The sequence below is a fragment of the Rhodococcus qingshengii JCM 15477 genome (genome assembly GCF_023221595.1).
GTDB classification, from domain to species: Bacteria; Actinomycetota; Actinomycetes; order Mycobacteriales; family Mycobacteriaceae; genus Rhodococcus_F; species Rhodococcus_F qingshengii.
In genome coordinates this window covers 147,841-165,270 of the sequence record NZ_CP096567.1, presented here as the reverse complement: position 1 = coordinate 165,270, position 17,430 = coordinate 147,841, and the positions used below count along the sequence as shown (strand labels likewise).

25 protein-coding genes and 1 pseudogene are annotated in these 17,430 nt (G+C 60.9%); 10 read left to right on the top strand and 16 right to left on the bottom strand.

Annotated features, from left to right (window positions below):
* Window positions 1-157: 157 nt before the first annotated feature.
* Window positions 158-1,276, bottom strand: a complete 1,119-nt coding sequence (locus M0639_RS31800; RefSeq protein WP_156525002.1) for a hypothetical protein — start codon at window positions 1,274-1,276, stop codon at window positions 158-160.
* 331 nt (window positions 1,277-1,607) lie between these two features.
* Here M0639_RS31800 and M0639_RS31795 point away from each other — a divergent pair, with 331 nt between their 5' ends.
* The 3 genes from M0639_RS31795 to M0639_RS31785 are packed head-to-tail and all read left to right on the top strand — an operon-like array spanning window position 1,608 to window position 3,698.
* Window positions 1,608-2,708, top strand: a complete 1,101-nt coding sequence (locus tag M0639_RS31795; protein WP_156525001.1) for a hypothetical protein — start codon at window positions 1,608-1,610, stop codon at window positions 2,706-2,708.
* Entirely contained in the window at window positions 2,705-2,959 is a 255-nt protein-coding gene (locus tag M0639_RS31790; RefSeq protein WP_064073760.1) for a hypothetical protein, read from the top strand. Before M0639_RS31795 ends, M0639_RS31790 begins: the two co-directional genes overlap by 4 nt.
* A 7-nt stretch (window positions 2,960-2,966) precedes the next feature.
* Window positions 2,967-3,698: an IS6 family transposase gene (locus M0639_RS31785; protein WP_156525000.1), complete on the top strand. Its 732-nt coding sequence runs from the start codon at window positions 2,967-2,969 to the stop codon at window positions 3,696-3,698.
* Between the two features lie 165 nt (window positions 3,699-3,863).
* Here M0639_RS31785 and M0639_RS35280 read toward each other — a convergent pair.
* From M0639_RS35280 to M0639_RS31775, 3 genes and pseudogenes are all read right to left on the bottom strand, one after another.
* Window positions 3,864-4,361 (bottom strand): annotated as a pseudogene (locus tag M0639_RS35280) (LysE family translocator); the annotation flags it as partial.
* 3 nt (window positions 4,362-4,364) lie between these two features.
* Window positions 4,365-4,799: a low affinity iron permease family protein gene (locus M0639_RS31780; protein WP_064073792.1), complete on the bottom strand. Its 435-nt coding sequence runs from the start codon at window positions 4,797-4,799 to the stop codon at window positions 4,365-4,367.
* A 654-nt stretch (window positions 4,800-5,453) separates the two neighbouring features.
* Window positions 5,454-5,765, bottom strand: coding sequence for a hypothetical protein (locus M0639_RS31775; protein ID WP_231914993.1), 312 nt, complete (start codon window positions 5,763-5,765; stop codon window positions 5,454-5,456).
* Between M0639_RS31775 and M0639_RS35275 the strand changes: the two genes are divergently transcribed.
* Both M0639_RS35275 and M0639_RS31770 read left to right on the top strand, forming a co-directional pair.
* On the top strand, window positions 5,713-5,895 hold the full coding sequence (locus M0639_RS35275; protein WP_353505273.1) for an ANTAR domain-containing protein: 183 nt from the start codon (window positions 5,713-5,715) through the stop codon (window positions 5,893-5,895). The genes M0639_RS31775 and M0639_RS35275 overlap by 53 nt on opposite strands.
* A gap of 134 nt (window positions 5,896-6,029) precedes the next feature.
* Window positions 6,030-6,461, top strand: a complete 432-nt coding sequence (locus M0639_RS31770) for an ATP-binding protein (protein ID WP_064073759.1) — start codon at window positions 6,030-6,032, stop codon at window positions 6,459-6,461.
* Window positions 6,462-6,600: 139 nt separating this feature from the next.
* On the opposite strand, the gene M0639_RS31765 is transcribed toward M0639_RS31770, so the two are convergent.
* On the bottom strand, window positions 6,601-7,392 hold the full coding sequence (locus M0639_RS31765) for a SigB/SigF/SigG family RNA polymerase sigma factor (RefSeq protein ID WP_054802395.1): 792 nt from the start codon (window positions 7,390-7,392) through the stop codon (window positions 6,601-6,603).
* Window positions 7,393-8,174: 782 nt separating this feature from the next.
* On the opposite strand from M0639_RS31765, the gene M0639_RS31760 reads away from it, so the two are divergent.
* Entirely contained in the window at window positions 8,175-8,474 is a 300-nt protein-coding gene (locus tag M0639_RS31760) for a MerR family transcriptional regulator (protein WP_064073791.1), read from the top strand.
* On the opposite strand, the gene M0639_RS31755 is transcribed toward M0639_RS31760, so the two are convergent.
* The 8 genes from M0639_RS31755 to M0639_RS31715 all read right to left on the bottom strand — a co-directional run bounded on the left by M0639_RS31755 (window position 8,453) and on the right by M0639_RS31715 (window position 12,634).
* Window positions 8,453-8,827: a hypothetical protein gene (locus tag M0639_RS31755; protein WP_054802388.1), complete on the bottom strand. Its 375-nt coding sequence runs from the start codon at window positions 8,825-8,827 to the stop codon at window positions 8,453-8,455. The genes M0639_RS31760 and M0639_RS31755 overlap by 22 nt on opposite strands.
* A gap of 336 nt (window positions 8,828-9,163) precedes the next feature.
* A complete protein-coding gene (locus M0639_RS31750) occupies window positions 9,164-9,793 on the bottom strand; it encodes a hypothetical protein (protein ID WP_064073758.1) in 630 nt (209 codons plus the stop codon).
* 189 nt (window positions 9,794-9,982) lie between these two features.
* Window positions 9,983-10,123 (bottom strand): DUF6131 family protein, encoded by a 141-nt coding sequence (locus tag M0639_RS31745; protein ID WP_231914995.1) that lies wholly within the window; start codon window positions 10,121-10,123, stop codon window positions 9,983-9,985.
* 550 nt (window positions 10,124-10,673) lie between these two features.
* On the bottom strand, window positions 10,674-10,901 hold the full coding sequence (locus M0639_RS31735; protein WP_064073757.1) for a DUF6480 family protein: 228 nt from the start codon (window positions 10,899-10,901) through the stop codon (window positions 10,674-10,676).
* Between the two features lie 14 nt (window positions 10,902-10,915).
* On the bottom strand, window positions 10,916-11,503 hold the full coding sequence (locus tag M0639_RS31730) for a type 1 glutamine amidotransferase domain-containing protein (RefSeq protein ID WP_064073756.1): 588 nt from the start codon (window positions 11,501-11,503) through the stop codon (window positions 10,916-10,918).
* A gap of 46 nt (window positions 11,504-11,549) precedes the next feature.
* Window positions 11,550-11,738: a hypothetical protein gene (locus M0639_RS31725; RefSeq protein ID WP_064073748.1), complete on the bottom strand. Its 189-nt coding sequence runs from the start codon at window positions 11,736-11,738 to the stop codon at window positions 11,550-11,552.
* Window positions 11,739-12,103: 365 nt separating this feature from the next.
* Entirely contained in the window at window positions 12,104-12,295 is a 192-nt protein-coding gene (locus M0639_RS31720; protein WP_231914992.1) for a hypothetical protein, read from the bottom strand.
* A gap of 60 nt (window positions 12,296-12,355) precedes the next feature.
* Window positions 12,356-12,634 carry a hypothetical protein gene (locus tag M0639_RS31715; protein WP_231914991.1) on the bottom strand — a complete coding sequence of 93 codons (279 nt, stop codon included), beginning with the start codon at window positions 12,632-12,634 and terminating at the stop codon, window positions 12,356-12,358.
* Between the two features lie 583 nt (window positions 12,635-13,217).
* On the opposite strand from M0639_RS31715, the gene M0639_RS31710 reads away from it, so the two are divergent.
* A complete protein-coding gene (locus M0639_RS31710) occupies window positions 13,218-13,646 on the top strand; it encodes an ATP-binding protein (RefSeq protein ID WP_152688384.1) in 429 nt (142 codons plus the stop codon).
* A complete protein-coding gene (locus M0639_RS31705; protein ID WP_082893109.1) occupies window positions 13,643-14,464 on the top strand; it encodes a SigB/SigF/SigG family RNA polymerase sigma factor in 822 nt (273 codons plus the stop codon). The genes M0639_RS31710 and M0639_RS31705 overlap by 4 nt, the downstream gene beginning before the upstream one ends.
* 101 nt (window positions 14,465-14,565) lie before the next feature.
* Here M0639_RS31705 and M0639_RS31700 read toward each other — a convergent pair whose 3' ends face one another.
* The 3 genes from M0639_RS31700 to M0639_RS31690 form a co-directional block, all read right to left on the bottom strand.
* Complete coding sequence (locus M0639_RS31700) at window positions 14,566-14,892, bottom strand: hypothetical protein (RefSeq protein WP_054802362.1); 327 nt, start codon at window positions 14,890-14,892, stop codon at window positions 14,566-14,568.
* A 39-nt stretch (window positions 14,893-14,931) separates the two neighbouring features.
* Window positions 14,932-15,123: an ANTAR domain-containing protein gene (locus M0639_RS31695; RefSeq protein WP_064073755.1), complete on the bottom strand. Its 192-nt coding sequence runs from the start codon at window positions 15,121-15,123 to the stop codon at window positions 14,932-14,934.
* Between the two features lie 62 nt (window positions 15,124-15,185).
* Window positions 15,186-15,698 carry a GAF domain-containing protein gene (locus tag M0639_RS31690; protein ID WP_064233723.1) on the bottom strand — a complete coding sequence of 171 codons (513 nt, stop codon included), beginning with the start codon at window positions 15,696-15,698 and terminating at the stop codon, window positions 15,186-15,188.
* Between the two features lie 311 nt (window positions 15,699-16,009).
* On the opposite strand from M0639_RS31690, the gene M0639_RS31685 reads away from it, so the two are divergent.
* Entirely contained in the window at window positions 16,010-16,819 is an 810-nt protein-coding gene (locus M0639_RS31685; protein WP_331712713.1) for a CinA family protein, read from the top strand.
* 103 nt (window positions 16,820-16,922) lie between these two features.
* A complete protein-coding gene (locus tag M0639_RS31680; protein ID WP_064073752.1) occupies window positions 16,923-17,396 on the top strand; it encodes a DUF4383 domain-containing protein in 474 nt (157 codons plus the stop codon).
* Window positions 17,397-17,430: the final 34 nt, after the last annotated feature.

Below are 17,430 nucleotides of genomic sequence, written 5' to 3'. Positions count from 1 at the left end.
CTCAATACGAGAAGTTGGGCTAGAAAACTGCGACTGACCGCACCGTCACGGACCAGACGCGACACGTTGCCAACCGGGAGGGGCAACTCTCGCCGCCACCCGAATCGACATGTAGCTCGTTGCGCTCGCTGACAGGCGCACCCGTGTTCGAAGATGCTCAGGGCTCGAACGGCAATAGAAGTTCGGATTCGAGTTCCAACCTCCAGTACGGATCATCGGTGCGCGTTCCGAATTCCGCGCCTTGAGGGCTGCTTTCCAGGATCTGCGCGTCGTCGCCGCCCACCGCAGAAATCACCGCAGACGATTGATTCTCACGCGGATCGAACACAACTTGGACTTGCACCAGATCGGAGACCCGGATCTGTCGTTGCGCAGGTTCACCGGCGTTGTACGCCTCGGCGAATGCTCGGGCCTTTCCTTGGTCATCCACGAGAGTGGCAGAGAATCGCCCATCGGTCACTACCGCGCTGCCCGATGCGGACTGTCCGTAGTGCTTCTCATCGCCAAATCCGAAGTATTCGATTCGAGAGAGTGTTATCGCCAGGCGAGCCCCGTCTGGTAACGGGACGGCACCGGACACGTTCACCGTCCGACCCTCCGCAGCGACGGCGGCAGTCAACACAACAGGTGGAGCGTCGGTAGCCGCTGAAGGTTTTCCGGCAGCAGGCGCCGGCGCCTCGTCACGGACATGGGGACAGAACTCGGTGCGCGCATAGTCGTTGAGACGCTGAGCATCCGATAATTCTGCGCCACTGAATACGTCCTCGTTGACGGAGTTTTCCCACGACGTTTCGCCGGCACCGATATCTCGGCAGAGCAGCACGATCGCGTAAGCGAAATCCTCGCGCTGTTCCTGATTCATCGGAACCGACTTGCTGATTCCGTACCCGGCTTCGTCACCGACGATCCCGAGAGCTGTCACCATCCCTGGTGTCACGCCGGCACGCTCGAGCGCCGCGCGCACCGAACCGTCACTGCCCGCGGAAGTTATTGGGGAAAAAGAATTTTCGCTAACGGTGTCGGCCGGAGCGGTCGAACCCTCCTGACTGTGTCGATCTTCGTTTCGGGCCGTCGACCACGCGTTGAGGAGGTATGCCGCCACCACGACCGCGGCGGCCAGCCACAGGAGCCCTCGCCAGTTGACCTTTCCCGCGGATGTGGGGGACGGAGCGTGCTGCGCAACGTAGGCTGGATTCCTGTCCCACCCCCGCCTCTGCTCATTCCACAACCATTCCTGTTGTGGTCGCTGCCCGCCGGGACTCTGCTCCGCGCTCATGAATTCCGTTCTATCTGCAACGCCTACTGATTCCTCGAGCGTCATGTTATTTCTTTACGACTCAGTGTTCCTATTCGGGGAATGATGCCATTGTCGGCTTACTACAGCTCCGCGAAGGCAAATATTGGTTTCAGAGTGTTCGGGTCGAAATCCGGTAAAAGGTGCGTTTGCCCAGTGAGCCTGCCGATGACATGTCCATCGGTATGCGCCCACACTGTACGGTCTTCATTTACTGAAGCTCGCTCAGATGCACGAATGAAGTTTTGATTGATTGTCGGGCTTCTTCGGTAGTGTCTTCCCCGTTGTCTCCATTCGCGCAGAGGAAAAACCCTTGACCGATGTCTCCGCAGATCAGATTGCTCGCGAACTTCGATTGACCCCAGAGCACATGCTCACCTTGCGGGCGCTACAAGCGCGGATGCTGCGCCGCGATTGGGAAGACGCACGCAAACCCAGCGCCCGCAGCACAAAGCAGGATCGACTGCAGCGTTTCGTCGCCGCCGCAATCAACGAGGTGCTCACCTCCGGCGCGCTACCACCAGCACTGGCAGAGGAGTTAACTGCCTACGCGCACAAGCATTTTCTCGACCAACTCCACGGACTCACCTCACTGGCACCCACGCTCGCGCAGAAAGTACACCCTCGATCCGCGTCGGTGGTGATCCTCGCCGAACTCATCACCTTCAGCCCCTGGACCGACGCAACGACATGGGGACCCGGAGTACGAAAAGCCGAACTCCGCACTGCAGCCGACGATCTCACCGCTCTACGCACAACCGATCTCGAGACGATGACCGAAGAGTTCGAAAGTTTGATGAAAGCGCTGCGCCGCAAGTCGATCAAATGGGGCAGGGTCGCCGCCGTCTCCGTCATCGGAGTCGGAGCCGGCGCTCTCACTGCCGGGTGGGCGGCTGCACCGATCGGTGCAGCCATCGGCGGCACGATGGGACTGACCGGCGCCGCTGCGGTCTCAGCAGGGTTGGCGATGCTCGGCGGCGGATCCCTCGCCGCCGGCGGCTTCGGCGTCGCAGGCGGGACACTACTGCTCACCGGTGTCGGCGGGCTCGCCGGCGCCGGTGTCGCCGCCGCCGGAGTGCGCTACACCCCGTTAGGTTCGCAAGCGATCGCAGGCGAAGCCGTCAAACTCGACCTGGTTGCCCGCATGGTCCTCGCCGATGCCCCGGACCGGGACGAGAAGATGCGGCGCGTCGTCGAAAGCCTGCAGGAGCGACTCAACGACGTCACCGACCGCATCGGGCTGCTGGTCGAGACGATCAACACACTCAAACAGGAAAAAGCAGCCACCACCGCCGAAAACACCGAACTACGCGCACGAGTGAAAGACCTCGAAGCCGAACTGATCGAGACCAAACAGGCGCAGACGACCCTGGAGTTGGTCCGCGAGCGTCTACCCGAAAAGATCATCGCGTGAGCGAGGACATCGAGCGCAATCTCGACACCCAGTCACGTCGACTCACCGACATCGAAAACCTCATCCGGGCAACCCTCGACGATCAGGAACCGTCAGCACCACTCACACCAGGTCCCCGGCGCCAAACCTATGACGAACTCACGACATTCAACGACGAACTTCGCGGACGACGCGATTGGACCGACGTCGACCTTGACGCGGCACTGACCGAGGGGCTCTGTCAACTTAACTGGGCCGTGAGTCAGGGATGATGGTCGCATGAGTCGTGGAGACGAAACGCGGGTGGATTCGACGCGGTCGCCGTACAAACGGCACCGCTATTCCGCGGACATCATCGCGCATTGCGTGTGGCTGTACTACAGGTTCGCCTTGAGCTTGCGCGACGTCGAGGAGTTGATGCTCGCCCGCGGCATCGTCGTCTCGCACGAGACGATCCGCACGTGGTGCGCGAAGTTCGGACCCGAATACGCGCGTGGCCTGCGTCGACGCGCTCCCGAACCTGGCGATAGATGGTTTCTGGATGAGGTGTTCGTCAAGATCGGTGGTATCCGGCACTACCTGTGGCGGGCGGTCGATCAGGACGGGAACGTCCTCGACGTCCTGGTCCAGTCACGACGCAACGCGAAGGCAGCGAAACGCTTCTTCGGCAAGCTGATGCGCAAGCAGGGCCGGGTGCCGAGGGTGCTGGTGACCGACAAGCTCGCCAGTTACGTTGTGGCGCATCGGGAGTTGATGCCATCGGTCGAACACCGGCGCTCGAAGTACCTCAACAACCGGGCCGAGAACTCGCACCAACCCACCAGGCAGCGCGAACGGGCAATGAAGTTCTTCCGCTCGCCCGGTACGGCGCAACGGTTCCTGGCGGTGTTCAGCGCGATCTCGCCGCACTTCCGACCCGGTCGGCACAAACTCGCCGCGAGCGATTACCGTTCCGAAATGACCGACCGATTCGCCACCTGGAACGACGTGACTGGCGTACCCGCCGCCTGAACTCGGTGTCCCACCAACAGAACCCGCCCAAGCGTGAACGAATGCTGTTGATTCCCAGTTGCGTTCAGTTAAGTTGACAGAGCCCTCCACACGACGAACGGTCGACGACGACAACCCTCGCTGCTGTATCCATCGGCCGACGCTCGCCCACCCGAGAGCGGCGCAAGCCTCGACGACGATGTAGAGGCTTCCCAGGACCGCGAGTTGGTATGCAACCGGAGCGGCCGATTCGGTCGTGAACTGCGGCAAGAACGCGGTGAACAGAAGCAGTGCCTTCGGATTGGCTGCTGCTGTGGTGAACTCCTGAATCACCAACCGAGAGCGACCACTCACCGATGACACAGGGCTGGCCTCGATCCATGTCCATCGACTGGGCCGGGTCTGCCAGATCACCCAGATACCGAGTGCCAGAAGGTAGGCGACGCCGAGCCACTTGAGTACCTCGAACAGGTGTTGTGATTGCGCGAGCACGGTACCCAAGCCGGCCACGACCAGAGTGAGCATGATCGCGAAGGCCACGAAGCGGCCAACCAATGCTGCTGTCGCCGCGCGGACACCGGATCGGAGACCGTTACGGAGCGCGAGAAGGTTGTTCGCCCCGGGCGATGCCGCGACCACGAGCGCCGCAGGAATAAAAGCTAGAAGCTGGCCGGTGGACAACATGGCTCAGGACGCACTTTCGTGATCTTCGAGCCCGACCGCTAGTCGTAATTCTTTGAGGTCTTTGTCGAGTTCGGGGTGCTCTTTCGAGAGCTGCTTCATTAGGTCGGCGAGGCCGTCTGCGATGGCATTGAGTTTGTGCTGAACGGCGTCGTCGGAGCGTTTCTGTGTGTTTTGGAGCAACGCCACGAGGAGGAATGTGACGATGGTGGTGACGGTATTGATGATCAGTTGCCAGGTGTCGATAGTGCCCAACAGGAAGAATGAGGGAGCCCAGAGCACCACGATCACCACGAAAAACCATGCCTGCGAGGTGCGTGCACTGACGTAGGTGGCGAATCGGTCGAAGACGGAGAGTTTCGTCGATACCTCGGATGGAAATATCACCTCCGCTTTCGCCGGCGAGTTCTCGCTCGTTGCCTTCTCGTTCCCACTGTTCATCTGATTGTCCTCTCGCCGGAACATCTTCGAGCACCGCTCACCATCGTCCCGGGGCGCTCGTCCTCTATGTCTACATCGCCGCTCATCCGGTCCATCAGCCTGGGGTGGCCCTGGCATCGTCAAATCTTGCGCTACAGAACGTAGTTCAGGAGTTGCTGGCGGCGGGTCGGACCGGCACGATTGTCCATGGCAGCCCAGACATGCGACCGGGTGCCGGTCCATGCGCGACGGTGAGCCCACCAGCTCCGACGCGCAGCATCCGCGCTGCGCCTGCGCTCGGTGGTGATGCCCAGGCAGTTCGGAGGGCAAACATGGCACCGCGGGCGCATCTTGCTGCAGGTTCGCTTCGTCGTCGAGATCATCGTCGTCGAGGGCATTGAGCACCGGCCGGGATCTGAAGTGACGCTTTCGGCTATGTCCGATATAGCTGCTGTATAAAGCCCAGAGTTGGGTGAAGAACGAAAGGGACATGCTGCGCCGGACGACATGGGTGTGGGGCCGACGACGAAATCCGGTGCACTGCAACGATTGGGAGGATTCCTCTCTTGCCGCGCCGGCGATCAGTGGAAGTCGTCGAATGCATGGCGGCGAACCCGGCGCCATTGCCCCGACCTCGGAATTGCGTCTCTCCCATAACCTTTCCGGCGACCGGCCTCATGTCGCCGAGACGTTGGAGGTGATCCGCACTTCGGTCGGCTCGTTCGGTAGCCGGCACCGCATGGTCGACACCAGGGGAACGACGCGCTGGGTGGTGGTAGTCGGCGAACGATCGACGAGTCCGGCGAGATCATCGGCAGTTCCGGGTTCTACGTCGATGCCACCGAAATTATCGGTGACACGGTCAAGGAATCGGTGGACGAGCTGGTCGCCCGAAATCGCGGTCTCCCGCGTAGCCATCGAGCAGGCCAACGGCATGCTGATGCTCGTCTGCGCGATCTCGGCGGACCGGGCATTCGACGTCCTCACCTGGTATTCGCAGGAAACGAGCGTGAAAGTTCTGATGTCGAGGAAAGGCTTCTCCCGGGGCTGGCAACGGACTTCCACATGCCCGACGCCGCACGAAACACACTGCGACCACGTCCTGTTGGGTCTCTGACAACGGCGTTAAGCTCGATGTTTGGCGGCACTTGCGTTGGGTAGCTGAGTGCTGATCATCTTTCTCGAATGCGGCTACCAAGATCCCACTAATGGGGTTGGCTGTATCCGATCAAGTACAGGAGCAAATCTCACGTGACGTCCTTCGCGCGGGCGATCGTTTCCCCGGTCGCCGTTTCACCTTCACTGTCCGTCTCTGCATCACCGGATCAACTGCTGGTGCTGCGATCGCTGGTGCGAACCGTGGCCGCGCACTATGCGCTCTCGTTGGACGGGTTGTCCGATCTCGTACTCGCCGCCGACGAAGCAGCGACCATCCTCATCGGCCACGCCCTCCCCTCCAGCGCCCTGACGTGCACGTTCGGCGGCGACGATACCGCCGCTGTGCAGGTGATTCTCTCTGCGGCAACAACGGGTCAGATCACCACGAGCACTTCGTCCTTCGGGTGGCGCGTCCTCGAGACCCTGGCCGACGAAGTGGTCCTCGAGGAGCTCCCGCCGACCGCACCCGAGGAGAAGTGGGATGTGACAATCACACTGACCAAGGTCTTGCAGGTAAATTCTTGATCCCGCGCGCGGAGGAGGCAACGAGTAAGCGCCGGCCACCGGACAGTTGGCGTGTCTCGTCGCCGTAACCGACGACGCGTCCGATCACGAGTTGCCTTGTACCGGGGTCAACACGAGTCCACTTTTCTTGGCATCCAGCTCACGCTGCGACGGCGGTCTCGAGCGCTGCGAGGGACTGCGTCCGTCGGAGCGCTTTGAGCGATTGCGCGAGCAGTCGGGAGACATGCATTTGCGAGAGACCAACCTTCTCGGCAATTTCCGCTTGGGTCAGTTCGCCGAAGAATCGGTAAAGCACGATTGTGCGTTCTCGTTCAGGAAGTGCGAGTAGTGCCGGTCGGAGCGTTTGTTGGTTGTCAATGCCTTCGAGGGCAGAGTCGAAGTCTCCCAAGGTGTCTGCGATCGTCCGTCCGTCGTTGACGGTTGCGGCATCGAGGGACGCCGCGTGATAGGAATCGCCGGCGGCGACGATCTCCGCGATCTCGGCAGGTTCCACTTCGAGTTCTTTTGCCAGTTCCGGCACGGTGGGTTCGCGTCCGAGGGCTTGGGTGAGGGAAGAGCGGGCCTTGTTGAGCGCGAGATAGTTTTCCTGCAACGAGCGCGGAACACGGACGTCCCAGCCGCGGTCCCGGAAATGTTTGCGCACTTCACCCACCATCGTCGGAATCGCGAAGGCTAGGAAGTCTTTGCCCTTGGCGAGATCGAAGCGGTTCACCGCACTGACCAGACCGACGCTGGCGGCCTGTACGAGGTCCTCGTGGGCTTGTCCGCGACCGCGGTATCGCAAGGCGATGTTCCGGGTCAGTGGTAGACACGACTCGATGATCTGCGCACGTAGACGCTCGCGGTGCTCGTCGTCATTCGCTATGGAAGCCATCTGTTCGAAAAGGGCCGCAAGGTACGTGTAGTCGGCGTCTCGCGTGTGGGTGCTCATGAGAATGCCAACCCCTTTCCCCTTGTCATCGCCCCGGCAGAGTGCCGAGGGACAGCGGCCCCTCGATGAGGTGAAGACACCGTCATGTTGCCGGAACGGCGTACAGATCGTGTCGCCGACATCGTCGTCTCCTTCATTTTCGGGTGTTGATCGGCAGAACGCTCCAGAAAACCATTGCCGCGGCCCGAGCGAACACAGGCCCGGAGAACGGCCCTCCGAGCGCTGAACCGACTACCTCGCCCAAGATCGCGGCAACGACAGTCACCACGACGCCATCGATCGCCTCCCGCCGCGACGTGCGAAAAACGCGGATCATCGCACCGAAAGCGCACTTTCAGCTCAGCGATTCCCAGCGCCGGGCAGGTGATGCCGTCGCCGTCGTGGGCGGTGGCCATGGCAGTGGTCATTCGCGCTCCCGAGGTGCAAGTGCTCCAGCATGCATCTAACTAACTGACTGTGGTAAATCTATATCAGCCGATGCAGATAAATGGCAACAGGGGAAACAGTGATCGACCGACCGCAATGCGACGTCCGGGCCCGTACGTGCCCATGTATGCGCGAAACCAGCATGTACGGGATCTAGGAGGCTCCTTTCCTCTGCGAATGGGGTTCGCAAGTCAGATGAAATCTGCAGCGGTAGAGATCAGGTTTTAGGTACGGGATAGCAGGGGGCGGCGCACCGATATGTTAAAGTCGAGATATATTCGGCTGGGTTGAAGGAGAGTGCTGGGGCATTGAAGGATGCAGCGCACGCCCACCGAGGGGTCTACGGAATTTCCGTGATGTCGGAACTGTCCGGAGTCGGCCCACAGACATTGAGACTCTACGAACGTCGCGGACTGTTGACTCCCGCACGCACCAGTGGGGGAACGCGGCGTTACAGCGCGGCGGACGTCGACAAACTGCGCCGTATTACCGCGTTGATCGGCGACGGAATCAACTTGACCGGAATCGGTGTCATTCTCTCACTTGAAACCGAGAACGCGATCCTTGCTGCGCGGATCGCTCAGCTGAGCGAGACGGCCGGGGACACACCACCGGAAGTCACTCCCGAGACTGTTCAGCCCAGTTCGCTGGTGTGACGAATGCTGCCGAATTCCGCATCGGCAACGATGATGTTTCCGTCAGATTCGAGCTGTTCGACCGCGGAATCGAATGCGTCGATGAGCCACGGCTTCTTCGCCTCGCCGAGCAGCGTGTCCATGCCGTCGTCGCCGGTTTGAAAGATGCGCACCAACCAGGATTCGCTGGCGTCAGGTTCGTCCCATAGTCCTCGCGCGGCGTTCGTGGCCAGGACGTAGCGGTTGTACTCGAGGTCGACGCGAATAGCGTAGTGGCCGTCCACATTCACGACGTTGGCAGGCCGTTGGGACGCCGCGGCCAGTGCAGTCAACGCGTCGTCGTACATCTCGGATAGCTTCTTCGTGAGAGGCATGTCGTCCTACCCGTGCTCGACAGCGCCATGCACCGGGCACGGCGTAAACGGTCAGTTGCCCCGGCAACGACCGGAACTGAAATGCATCCTAACCCTGAGCTGCTCACGCCACTGGATTCGTCTCAGTCGGTGACGATCGGCAGTCGTCACATGGCGTCCTTCGGTTGCGTGTCGATATTGGCATCAAAGGAAACCGGCCGCGGTGCCTGAACGATATACGAGTAATTTTTCGCTCGAAGTCATCGAGACGAAATCAACCTGCGACCACAAGGAACCATGGCAGAAAGCATTGTTCGGTTGCAGCGACAGCCGAGAACAGGAAGGGCCTGCCCGAACTCAGGGGGTGCGTAGCGTCGTCCCCGCTCCTGTAGACCCATCTCCGTTCTCCACTTGACGTTGTGCGCGTACAACATCACGATGACTGCGCATTGACAACCGTCCCACCGCCGCGGCTCCTAGGAACAAGATCACCGCGCCGAGGCTCTCGAAGAAAGCCAACTGCTGCACAGCCCTCATCGCGGGTTCGGTCGCCGACGGCGTCCCCTCCTCCCCGAGATGCAGCACCGGCGCCAGTGTCGGGCCAACGATGAACCATGCGCCCCCGACGACCGCCAACCACGCCCCGAGGCTGGCGACAGCGCGATTGGCACTGAACAACAGCAAAACCCCGCCGATGACGGTGACCACCCCGGGGAGCACTTCGAGCCAGCCCCGACCCGAGGTCCACGTCCATGCTTGATCCGGCAAGAAGGAGAACGAGAAGTACGGTCCCACAAAGGGAATGAGCGCTCCCCAGAGTCCGAGCGCAATCAGCAAGATGCCGCTGACAGCGCCCCGGCTGCGCGGCACCCACATCCGACCGGGCGGTCTCACATCGTGAACCGTTCCGGTCACGGGTTCCCGACCTTCGCCATCCTCGAGGCGAGCGTCCTCGCGATTTTCTCGAGATATTTTCCGATCAAACATGTTCCACTCCTCAGCCGTGACATGTGAGATGCGCGACGGACGTGGGATGCGCGATAGCCGAGACCGTTAACTGCGGATCACTTGTGTGTCGCGGCGGCCATACGCGAAGTACTCCCTCGTTTCGGCCGTGTGCCTAGCGGTGAGACAAATCGGGTGTCGCGGCCGGCCCTGGTGCCCGGGGCCCAGGCGTCAGTAGTAGTGCCGCCGACCGCCTACGGCATGTCCTGCAGCGCCAGGCGCGAACAGAATGACCCCGACGACCACGAGAATGATGCCGATCGTCCACAGAATCGAGATTCCAGTCAAGAAACCGACGATCAACAAAACAATTCCAAGATCCGATCACCTTTGAGGTCGACGTACCCGCTGGTCACGGCCCTCAAACAAGGTGGCTGGACTGCGCGCAGGTACGGCCACTCCTCACTCGACTGTTTTCGTGTGATGGCACAAGGCGTCCTAGTTTGCCGTTTGATCGTGGTAGGACGCCAATGGTTTGCCACGTCTCATAACACCCACTCAAAGATCAAGACCTCTACCAAGACTACGAAGAAGGTGATTCGAGCAAAAGGTGGACGAAGAGTTGGTGCATCGGGGGGTAAGTCTTCGCCGTACGAAGCATGGACGGTCGAAGAATTGACGCATCGAGCCAAAGAACTTGACCTTCAGTGTGATTCGAATCTCGAGAAGAGCGAACTGATCGATGCTCTCCGAAATCACTGAACCTCACCGTTGGTGTGAGGTCGGCATGGACATTCGGTCCCTGTGCATGCGGCATAGGTTCACGGGCAAGGGCTTGTAGTCGCGAACAGCCCGCAGATTCCCCGTTCTCTCTGCGGGAACGGAAATCTGCGGGCTAGCCCATCGCGGTCCGAGACGCAGATCATGCGAGTATGGCCACCGCGGCGATGAGGAAAACGATGACAACCAACGCGACCGCGACGATCGCTGCGATCCCGGTTACTGGAAAGCGTTTAACGGTCGAGGGTTCGGGTTCGGACAATCCCGACGTCTGTGGAGCGTCGGGTGGGGTGCTCCCCGGCTTGACCCCGCCTCCGGGTTCCAGGTCAGGGGTATTCTCCGGATCTGGTTCGGGCGGTGTAGAAGTCACGATCTACCTCCCGGTCAACTTCCCTCGGAAGTCCTCGTCGATGCCTCAGGCTGCCGGAGCGCGTCGGTAAGTTTCGCACAGAACGCCGGCAAATCATCGGGCTTGCGGCTCGATATCAACGTATTCGGGCCAGAAGTACAGACGACCACTTCCTCGTCAACCCACGTGCCGCCGGCGTTCGTGATATCGGTACGCAAACTAGGCCACGACGTCAGCGTACGACCGGCCACCACGCCGGCTTCGACCAGCGTCCACGGTCCGTGGCAGATCACTGCGACAGGCTTCCCAGCATCGAAGAAACTCCGGGCGAACGCCACCGCCTCTGGATTCATGCGGAGAAAATCAGGGTTGGCCACGCCCCCCGGCAGGACGAGAGCGTCGTATTCGGACGACTTCGCCGACTCGACCGCCGCGTCCACGTCGAAGACGTCAGCTTTGTCGAGATGGTTGAACGCCTGGATGGTGCCGGATTCTGTCGAAACAATCGACGGCTGAGCGTGTTCGGCAACCAATGCATCCCAGGGATCTGTCAACTCGATCTGTTCGACTCCCTCCGTCGCCACGAGGAATGCCACCTTCTGTCCTGCGAGTAATTGACTCATGCTTGAACGTCCTTCCTCATCTTCGTCACACCCGTCGAGCGACTGCTCAGCTGGATGTGCCCTCGGTGTCGTCGAAGAACGACCATTCGCCATCATGGTGAACTTCCATACGCCATCCCAGTTCCGAGTTGTCCGCGCGGGCATCCACAAACCAAGCATGCGCATCGTCAGCGCTCTCGATGTCGCGCGTCGCGGTGACGTCGCCCGCAGGATTGATCACTCTGTAAGTAGCCATTCCTCTCACCTTCCCCAGCCGACGTTTCTTCAATCATCGACCGTGACGACGAATCAACGCTGCACCGCATCAATTACGTCAGGTGCCGGCCGAACGCGTCTTCACTCCGACTGTCCGGTTCGCACCCGAGGGATCGGGGATACCGCTGATGGAGACCTGGGTCGACATATATGGATCTACGACTGGATCTACGACTTGGTGATCCCCGAATGCCCCCGATGGGCAAACCGTCGGCGATCATCTCGCACGGAGGGGCGAAGCCATCGGAAGTCGAGACACATCACCACACCCATGCCGATACTCAGCATCACAAGCAACAGAACAACATTCAGCACCGTGTTTCCACCCTTCTGTCGGGCCGGCAGTCAGGCTGCGGTCACGCCGCGAACCTCTATGGGCAGCGATTCACGCCTTGCCGAGGCCGCGGAAACCTTGGCACGCGGCAACTCTCCGACATCTCTTGCCACACAACGGTCTCCGGAAGGCGCGATTCCCACGATCTCGCGCCACCACCTTTCGCGCTCTTCGGATTCCGTCCACACCACGACATCCACCACGAGTCCTCCTTCACCGACCCCCGATTTGTTACCCATCTCACGCACTGAGGAAACGTGACGTCACCTGCGACGGGTCCACGCGGTTCCTGCGTCTTTCTGAAGGTGAGCGCGAGAGCATCGGGTTCCGCAATGTCCGCCCGGAGGCAGTTTCGTGGGCAGCAATCGACCACGATCGTCGTAGCGCTGAACATGGAGCCCTTGACTGGTTCCGCCGTTGGCGGCGGTTGCAGCGAGAATCGCCTGGTTGTCCGACTCGAAGAACTCGTCACCGCTCGATCCGTCCGCGAGCGTTATCTTGTATCGCTCCATCACGCCACCACCGTTTCGATACGAAACCATCTCGTAGGCAATGTGTTTCAATTTCTACACGTACATCGGCTGCCATGTAGGCAGTGACCGAATGTTCGAGTCGGCGCCGCATCCACTCAGTATCTATCGCGTACACCGTAGATTTGGTATACCACCGAGGTAAGATCAGTTCAAGATCCTGCAGAGAAATTTGCAGACAGGAGATACGGTCTCGCACACGTCCGGACATCCGGTCTCCCCGCCCGTCCTGGCCTCTACGGAAACTCGGTGACCGGCGTAAACCATCGGCAGTTCCGGCTTCTACGTCGACGTCACCGACGACCGAGCCTTCGACATCCTGGTCTGTCACTCACGACGAACGCGGCGACCTCACCGATTAGGCCGCGCACGGTAGCAGGCGATTCGACGGCTATACCACCCTGCGCGCACCCTTCGATCACCTACATTTACTCAACGGACCCATGCCCTGAAGTGGCACCATGTGGGTCTTTGGATATTGCTCCCGCTCGCGCCGACAGTAGTGCGATAACCTGGTGCCACTCCGGGCATTCTGTGCAGTGCCCACTCGCCACCTGGGAATACGATGCTCACGACCCCGACGGGAGCAACGCCGATGACATCGCCTGAGCAGGCAGGGCGTGCCGCGTCTACGGCGTCCCTCTCGGTTCCAGCTTTCCCTGATCAACTCCGTCTACTTCGAGCCATGGTGCGGGCTGCGGCCGACCATCACGGCCTTTCGATGGACGCACTGGCCGACCTCGTCATCGCAGTCGACGAGGCCGCCACCACCCTCGTCAGTCATGCTCGCCGCTCCAGCACACTGGTGTGCACATTTGACGCCGTCACCTGCCCGAGCCGGCTCCGAGTGATCCTCGCTGCAACGACATCGTCTCCGGTCGACGCCAGCACTTCGTCGTTCGGTTGGATCGTTCTGCGGACGTTGGTCGATGACGTCATGTTTGAACAAACACCAGCAGCGGCCCCTACCGGCGACCGATCTGTGACGATCACCTTGGAGAAAGCTCTCCCGGCGAGCTCATGAGCGCTGCCCCGAAAGAGAACAATGCTTACACGCACCTCACCGATCTGTTCGCTGAGATGACAGCGCTGGCGGACGGCGATCCCGAACGGGAACGGCTCCGGACACAGATCATCGAGTCAAGTCTGCCGATTGCCGACAACATCGCTGCCCGGTACCGCGGACGCGGGCAGTCCCACGAAGACCTCGTCCAGGTCGCACGTCTCGGCCTGGTGAACGCCGTCGACCGCTTCGACCTCGGCAAGGGCCGCGACTTCCTGTCCTTTGCCGTCCCCACGATGATGGGCGAAGTGCGCAGATACTTCCGGGACAAAGGCTGGGGAGTCCGGGTTCCTCGCTCGCTGCAGGAGAACTACCTCGCACTCAACAAAGCGCACACTTCCCTCACCCAAAGCTTCGGACGCGAACCCACCACCTCCGAGCTCGCTCACGAGATCGGCGTCGAACCCTCCGGGGTCGGACAGATCGCCGCCGCCGGCGACTCCTATCAAGCAGCCTCCCTCGAAGCGACAACAGTCGGCGACGGACGGTCCATCGGGGACACACTCGGCGACTTTGACGCCGCACTTGACGGCATCGACAACCATGAAACTCTCCGTCCTGCGCTACTCGCTCTCCCCGAACGAGAAGGGATTATCCTGCTGTACCGATTCTTCGGCGGACTTACTCAAGCGGAGATCGCGGAGAAAGTCGGCATCTCGCAAATGCACGTCTCCCGATTGCTGACCCAGTCGCTGAAAACATTACGTGCCGAAACTCGGAAAACTCAGCTGAACCTGCAGTCAGGCCTTACCTTTCAAATCCCCACACTGACGCGCTGACACATCCGCAATGACGATGCGGATGTTTGGACTGCCCCTCCGACGGGGAAGTTGTGGTCGGTCCGCCGGACAATGCACCCCACTCTGGCCCGGCGGACCCCTCAGATACGAGGAGGGTCCGATTGCCGTGGACGGGAGGCCGTGTGGGCTGCGTCGATTCCTGCTCGGACGCGGTCGAACTGGGCACCGATCAGCCAGCGAAGTTCATCGTCACCGATACCGTTGTCCCCGAAAGGAATTGCATCCACCGGGATGCCGTCGATGACCACCTTGCCGACCGTACCGATCACCGAATCATCCTGACGGCGCACGATCACCCGACCCGCAGCGAGCACCTGGTCGATCACCGACGCTCGATCAAAACCTTCACCGCCGCGGTACACATGAACGCCCATGCCCTCGTCCCACACCGATACGAACCAGTCCACCGCATCCTCCTCTGCCCTGCCGAGATACACGCCCCGCGTTCACCGCTTGGGAAATGTTTCCACTAACTCCGTTGCGAGTGCTGAGAGCCGGATTTTCCGGCGCTGGGACTGTTCCACCAGCACCTCGAACGCGCGATCCTCGTCGCCCCCGTGCGCGGCCATCCACATGCCCTTCGCCCACTCGATGATCCCCTGTGTCTTCATCGCCTCCCGAAGTCCTTCGAGTTCCACTCGCCACTGCTCTGCACGGCGCGCCTACCAGATCGGCCCATCGACCGCGACGACGAAAACCTTCAAAAAAATCTCGTCGACCTCGCTGAGCTGTAGAGGTTCAACGCACCCACCAAGTGGCCGTCGGTCATCAGCGGTGCAGAGAAATAACTTGCCACTCCTATTCCGGCGACATTGCTCGTTCCGGCGACATTGCTCGCGAATTCGGGCCACCGCTGCGCGGCATCATCGAATCGGACCCGAACCACTGGCCGTGTGCGTGCCGATTCCAGGCACGGGCCCTCGCTCGCCCGGTACTGATCGACGTCGACATCGAGCGCACGCTCGTCGGTGCATGCCACCGTCTCCGGCCTATTACTCATCGTCACCCCAGCCGTGTCCGCAGTAGGGATCGTCGCCACGACCTGCGAGCACACCGACTGCAGCAGCGCGGACAACTTCATCGGGGTCCGCAGAAGCGCCCCGAAATGTTCCACCGCAGTGGCGATTTCGTCGGGATCGTACTGTTGCGCGGCCCTCGTGCCGACGAACGGGGACAACGTATCCAGCGGAGCGGAAATATCGTCGCAATCCATGGTGGTCCTGTCTCGCAGGCACCAACCTGCGCACACTCGAAGGTGGCGGCGCTGGCTTCACCGATACCCTGACCTTACCCGGAGGGATACCGCGAGTGCATTTCCCATCACTATGCAGGCGGGGACTGCCCGGTGTCACACGTCGGTGCCGAGGTGGGCGCCGCGATCATCTCTCGTGCGATCTCGGCTATTCGACGTTGCTGCGAGAACGCTTCAGCGCGCTACCGAATGAGTGCCTCATCCACCGGGAGCCCCCATTGCGCTGCCAACATGCCGCGCCGACACCGTGTCGTCCATCGCCATACTGGGGCATGCACGGGACCGAGTTCGGAAATCACCACCCGCCCGATCGAGGCTGCATACGGTCGGCACGTCAAGTACTCGTGCTGTGCCATCGCAACCGGAGCCCGCCCGTATATCTCGAACACCCCGAACGGTTCCCCGCCGGCATCGACAGGGTAGGCATAGACGCTCGCAGCTCCCCACGCTGCCGCTTGCGTCGAGAACATCGGCCACCGCCCGAGCGCCTCGCCGCTGACGATATCGTCATGCAATTCAGGGCGGTGAAAGCACTGCGCCCACACTGCCCTTCACCGAGTGTGAACTGCATTTCGTCAGTTCCTCAGCAAGGGTTCCGGTGGTGCAGATCAGATCCCGTGTCGTTTCGGACACGAACAACGCCACGACCGCCCCGTCGACACCGGTGCACTCCACCAAGGCGCGAGACAACTTTTACGTGTCCACAAACGGTTCCGACGGAACCTGCTCGCCGCGAGCGTGGTTACAGCAGCGAAGTCAAGCGGTCCGTACTTCACGTACTCGACGGCCCAATCGTGAGCGAAGAGGCCGCGCGCATCATGGCACGGCACGGCTACTTTGATGGAGCAACGCTGGCGCTTGCCGTCACCGGCGAGGCCGGTCCACATCTGCATGAGGACGTGCCGCCGGGGACCGTGTGGTTTCGGAATTGTCAATCGCCGGGTATCCGCTGCGAAGCCAGTCGAGCACGGATTTCAGTGGGTGATGCACCTGTCACCTCAGTTCAGGAGACAACAACGCCGATACAAAGTGGTCTCCCTCGACCTCACCTCTGTCCGAAAGTCGTTTATCCCCTCTGTTGATTGGGAATCGCCCCACGCAGAGACCGAACCCCGGGCCCGCGGAGCGCGCGTCATACCGGTAGCCCGGAAGCGACTGCGGGACCGAAAGAACGAGAGAACCATCATGGCACAGCGAAATTATCGTCGCACCTGTCGCACCTATTCCGCAGTGCAGATAGCCGCGGCAGCCGTCGGTGCGGTGTTTTTCCTAGTCGGAATCCTCGGCTTCATTCCCGGTGTGACAACCAATTACGACATGCTGACCGGCGCGGGTCATCATTCCGGTGCGAAGCTCCTCGGGATCTTCGAAGTCTCCGTTTTGCACAACGTGGTTCATCTACTCTTCGGTGTGGCAGGTCTGGCAATGGCACGTATGGCTCGCAGCGCGCAGGCGTATCTAATCGGGGGCGGAATCATCTACCTGGTGCTGTGGATCTACGGCATGCTGATCGATCAAGACAGTTCCGCCAACTTCGTTCCGGTCAACGATGCCGACAACTGGTTGCACTTCGGGCTCGGAGTAGGCATGGTGGCAGTCGGATTCTTGATTCCCCCTCTCGCGCAGCGGGAAAGCCACACGGACAGCCCAATTCGGTGACGTCCCCGCAACTACGGCGAGATGCCGGCAGCCA

Bases quoted from the DNA above. Each gene is read 5' to 3' on its own strand.
- M0639_RS31680 (WP_064073752.1), top strand. From the start codon at position 16,923: ATGGCACAGCGAAATTATCGTCGCACCTGTCGCACCTATTCCGCAGTG.
- M0639_RS31705 (WP_082893109.1), top strand. From the start codon at position 13,643: ATGAGCGCTGCCCCGAAAGAGAACAATGCTTACACGCACCTCACCGAT.
- M0639_RS31715 (WP_231914991.1), bottom strand. From the start codon at position 12,634: ATGGTTTCGTATCGAAACGGTGGTGGCGTGATGGAGCGATACAAGATA.
- M0639_RS31725 (WP_064073748.1), bottom strand. From the start codon at position 11,738: ATGGCTACTTACAGAGTGATCAATCCTGCGGGCGACGTCACCGCGACG.
- M0639_RS31730 (WP_064073756.1), bottom strand. From the start codon at position 11,503: ATGAGTCAATTACTCGCAGGACAGAAGGTGGCATTCCTCGTGGCGACG.
- M0639_RS31690 (WP_064233723.1), bottom strand. From the start codon at position 15,698: ATGGATTGCGACGATATTTCCGCTCCGCTGGATACGTTGTCCCCGTTC.
- M0639_RS31785 (WP_156525000.1), top strand. From the start codon at position 2,967: ATGAGTCGTGGAGACGAAACGCGGGTGGATTCGACGCGGTCGCCGTAC.
- M0639_RS31685 (WP_331712713.1), top strand. From the start codon at position 16,010: ATGCACGGGACCGAGTTCGGAAATCACCACCCGCCCGATCGAGGCTGC.
- M0639_RS31750 (WP_064073758.1), bottom strand. From the start codon at position 9,793: ATGTTTGATCGGAAAATATCTCGAGAAAATCGCGAGGACGCTCGCCTC.
- M0639_RS31800 (WP_156525002.1), bottom strand. From the start codon at position 1,276: ATGAGCGCGGAGCAGAGTCCCGGCGGGCAGCGACCACAACAGGAATGG.
- M0639_RS31765 (WP_054802395.1), bottom strand. From the start codon at position 7,392: ATGAGCACCCACACGCGAGACGCCGACTACACGTACCTTGCGGCCCTT.
- M0639_RS35275 (WP_353505273.1), top strand. From the start codon at position 5,713: ATGCTGATGCTCGTCTGCGCGATCTCGGCGGACCGGGCATTCGACGTC.
- M0639_RS31760 (WP_064073791.1), top strand. From the start codon at position 8,175: ATGTCGGAACTGTCCGGAGTCGGCCCACAGACATTGAGACTCTACGAA.
- M0639_RS31710 (WP_152688384.1), top strand. From the start codon at position 13,218: ATGACATCGCCTGAGCAGGCAGGGCGTGCCGCGTCTACGGCGTCCCTC.
- M0639_RS31780 (WP_064073792.1), bottom strand. From the start codon at position 4,799: ATGAACAGTGGGAACGAGAAGGCAACGAGCGAGAACTCGCCGGCGAAA.
- M0639_RS31755 (WP_054802388.1), bottom strand. From the start codon at position 8,827: ATGCCTCTCACGAAGAAGCTATCCGAGATGTACGACGACGCGTTGACT.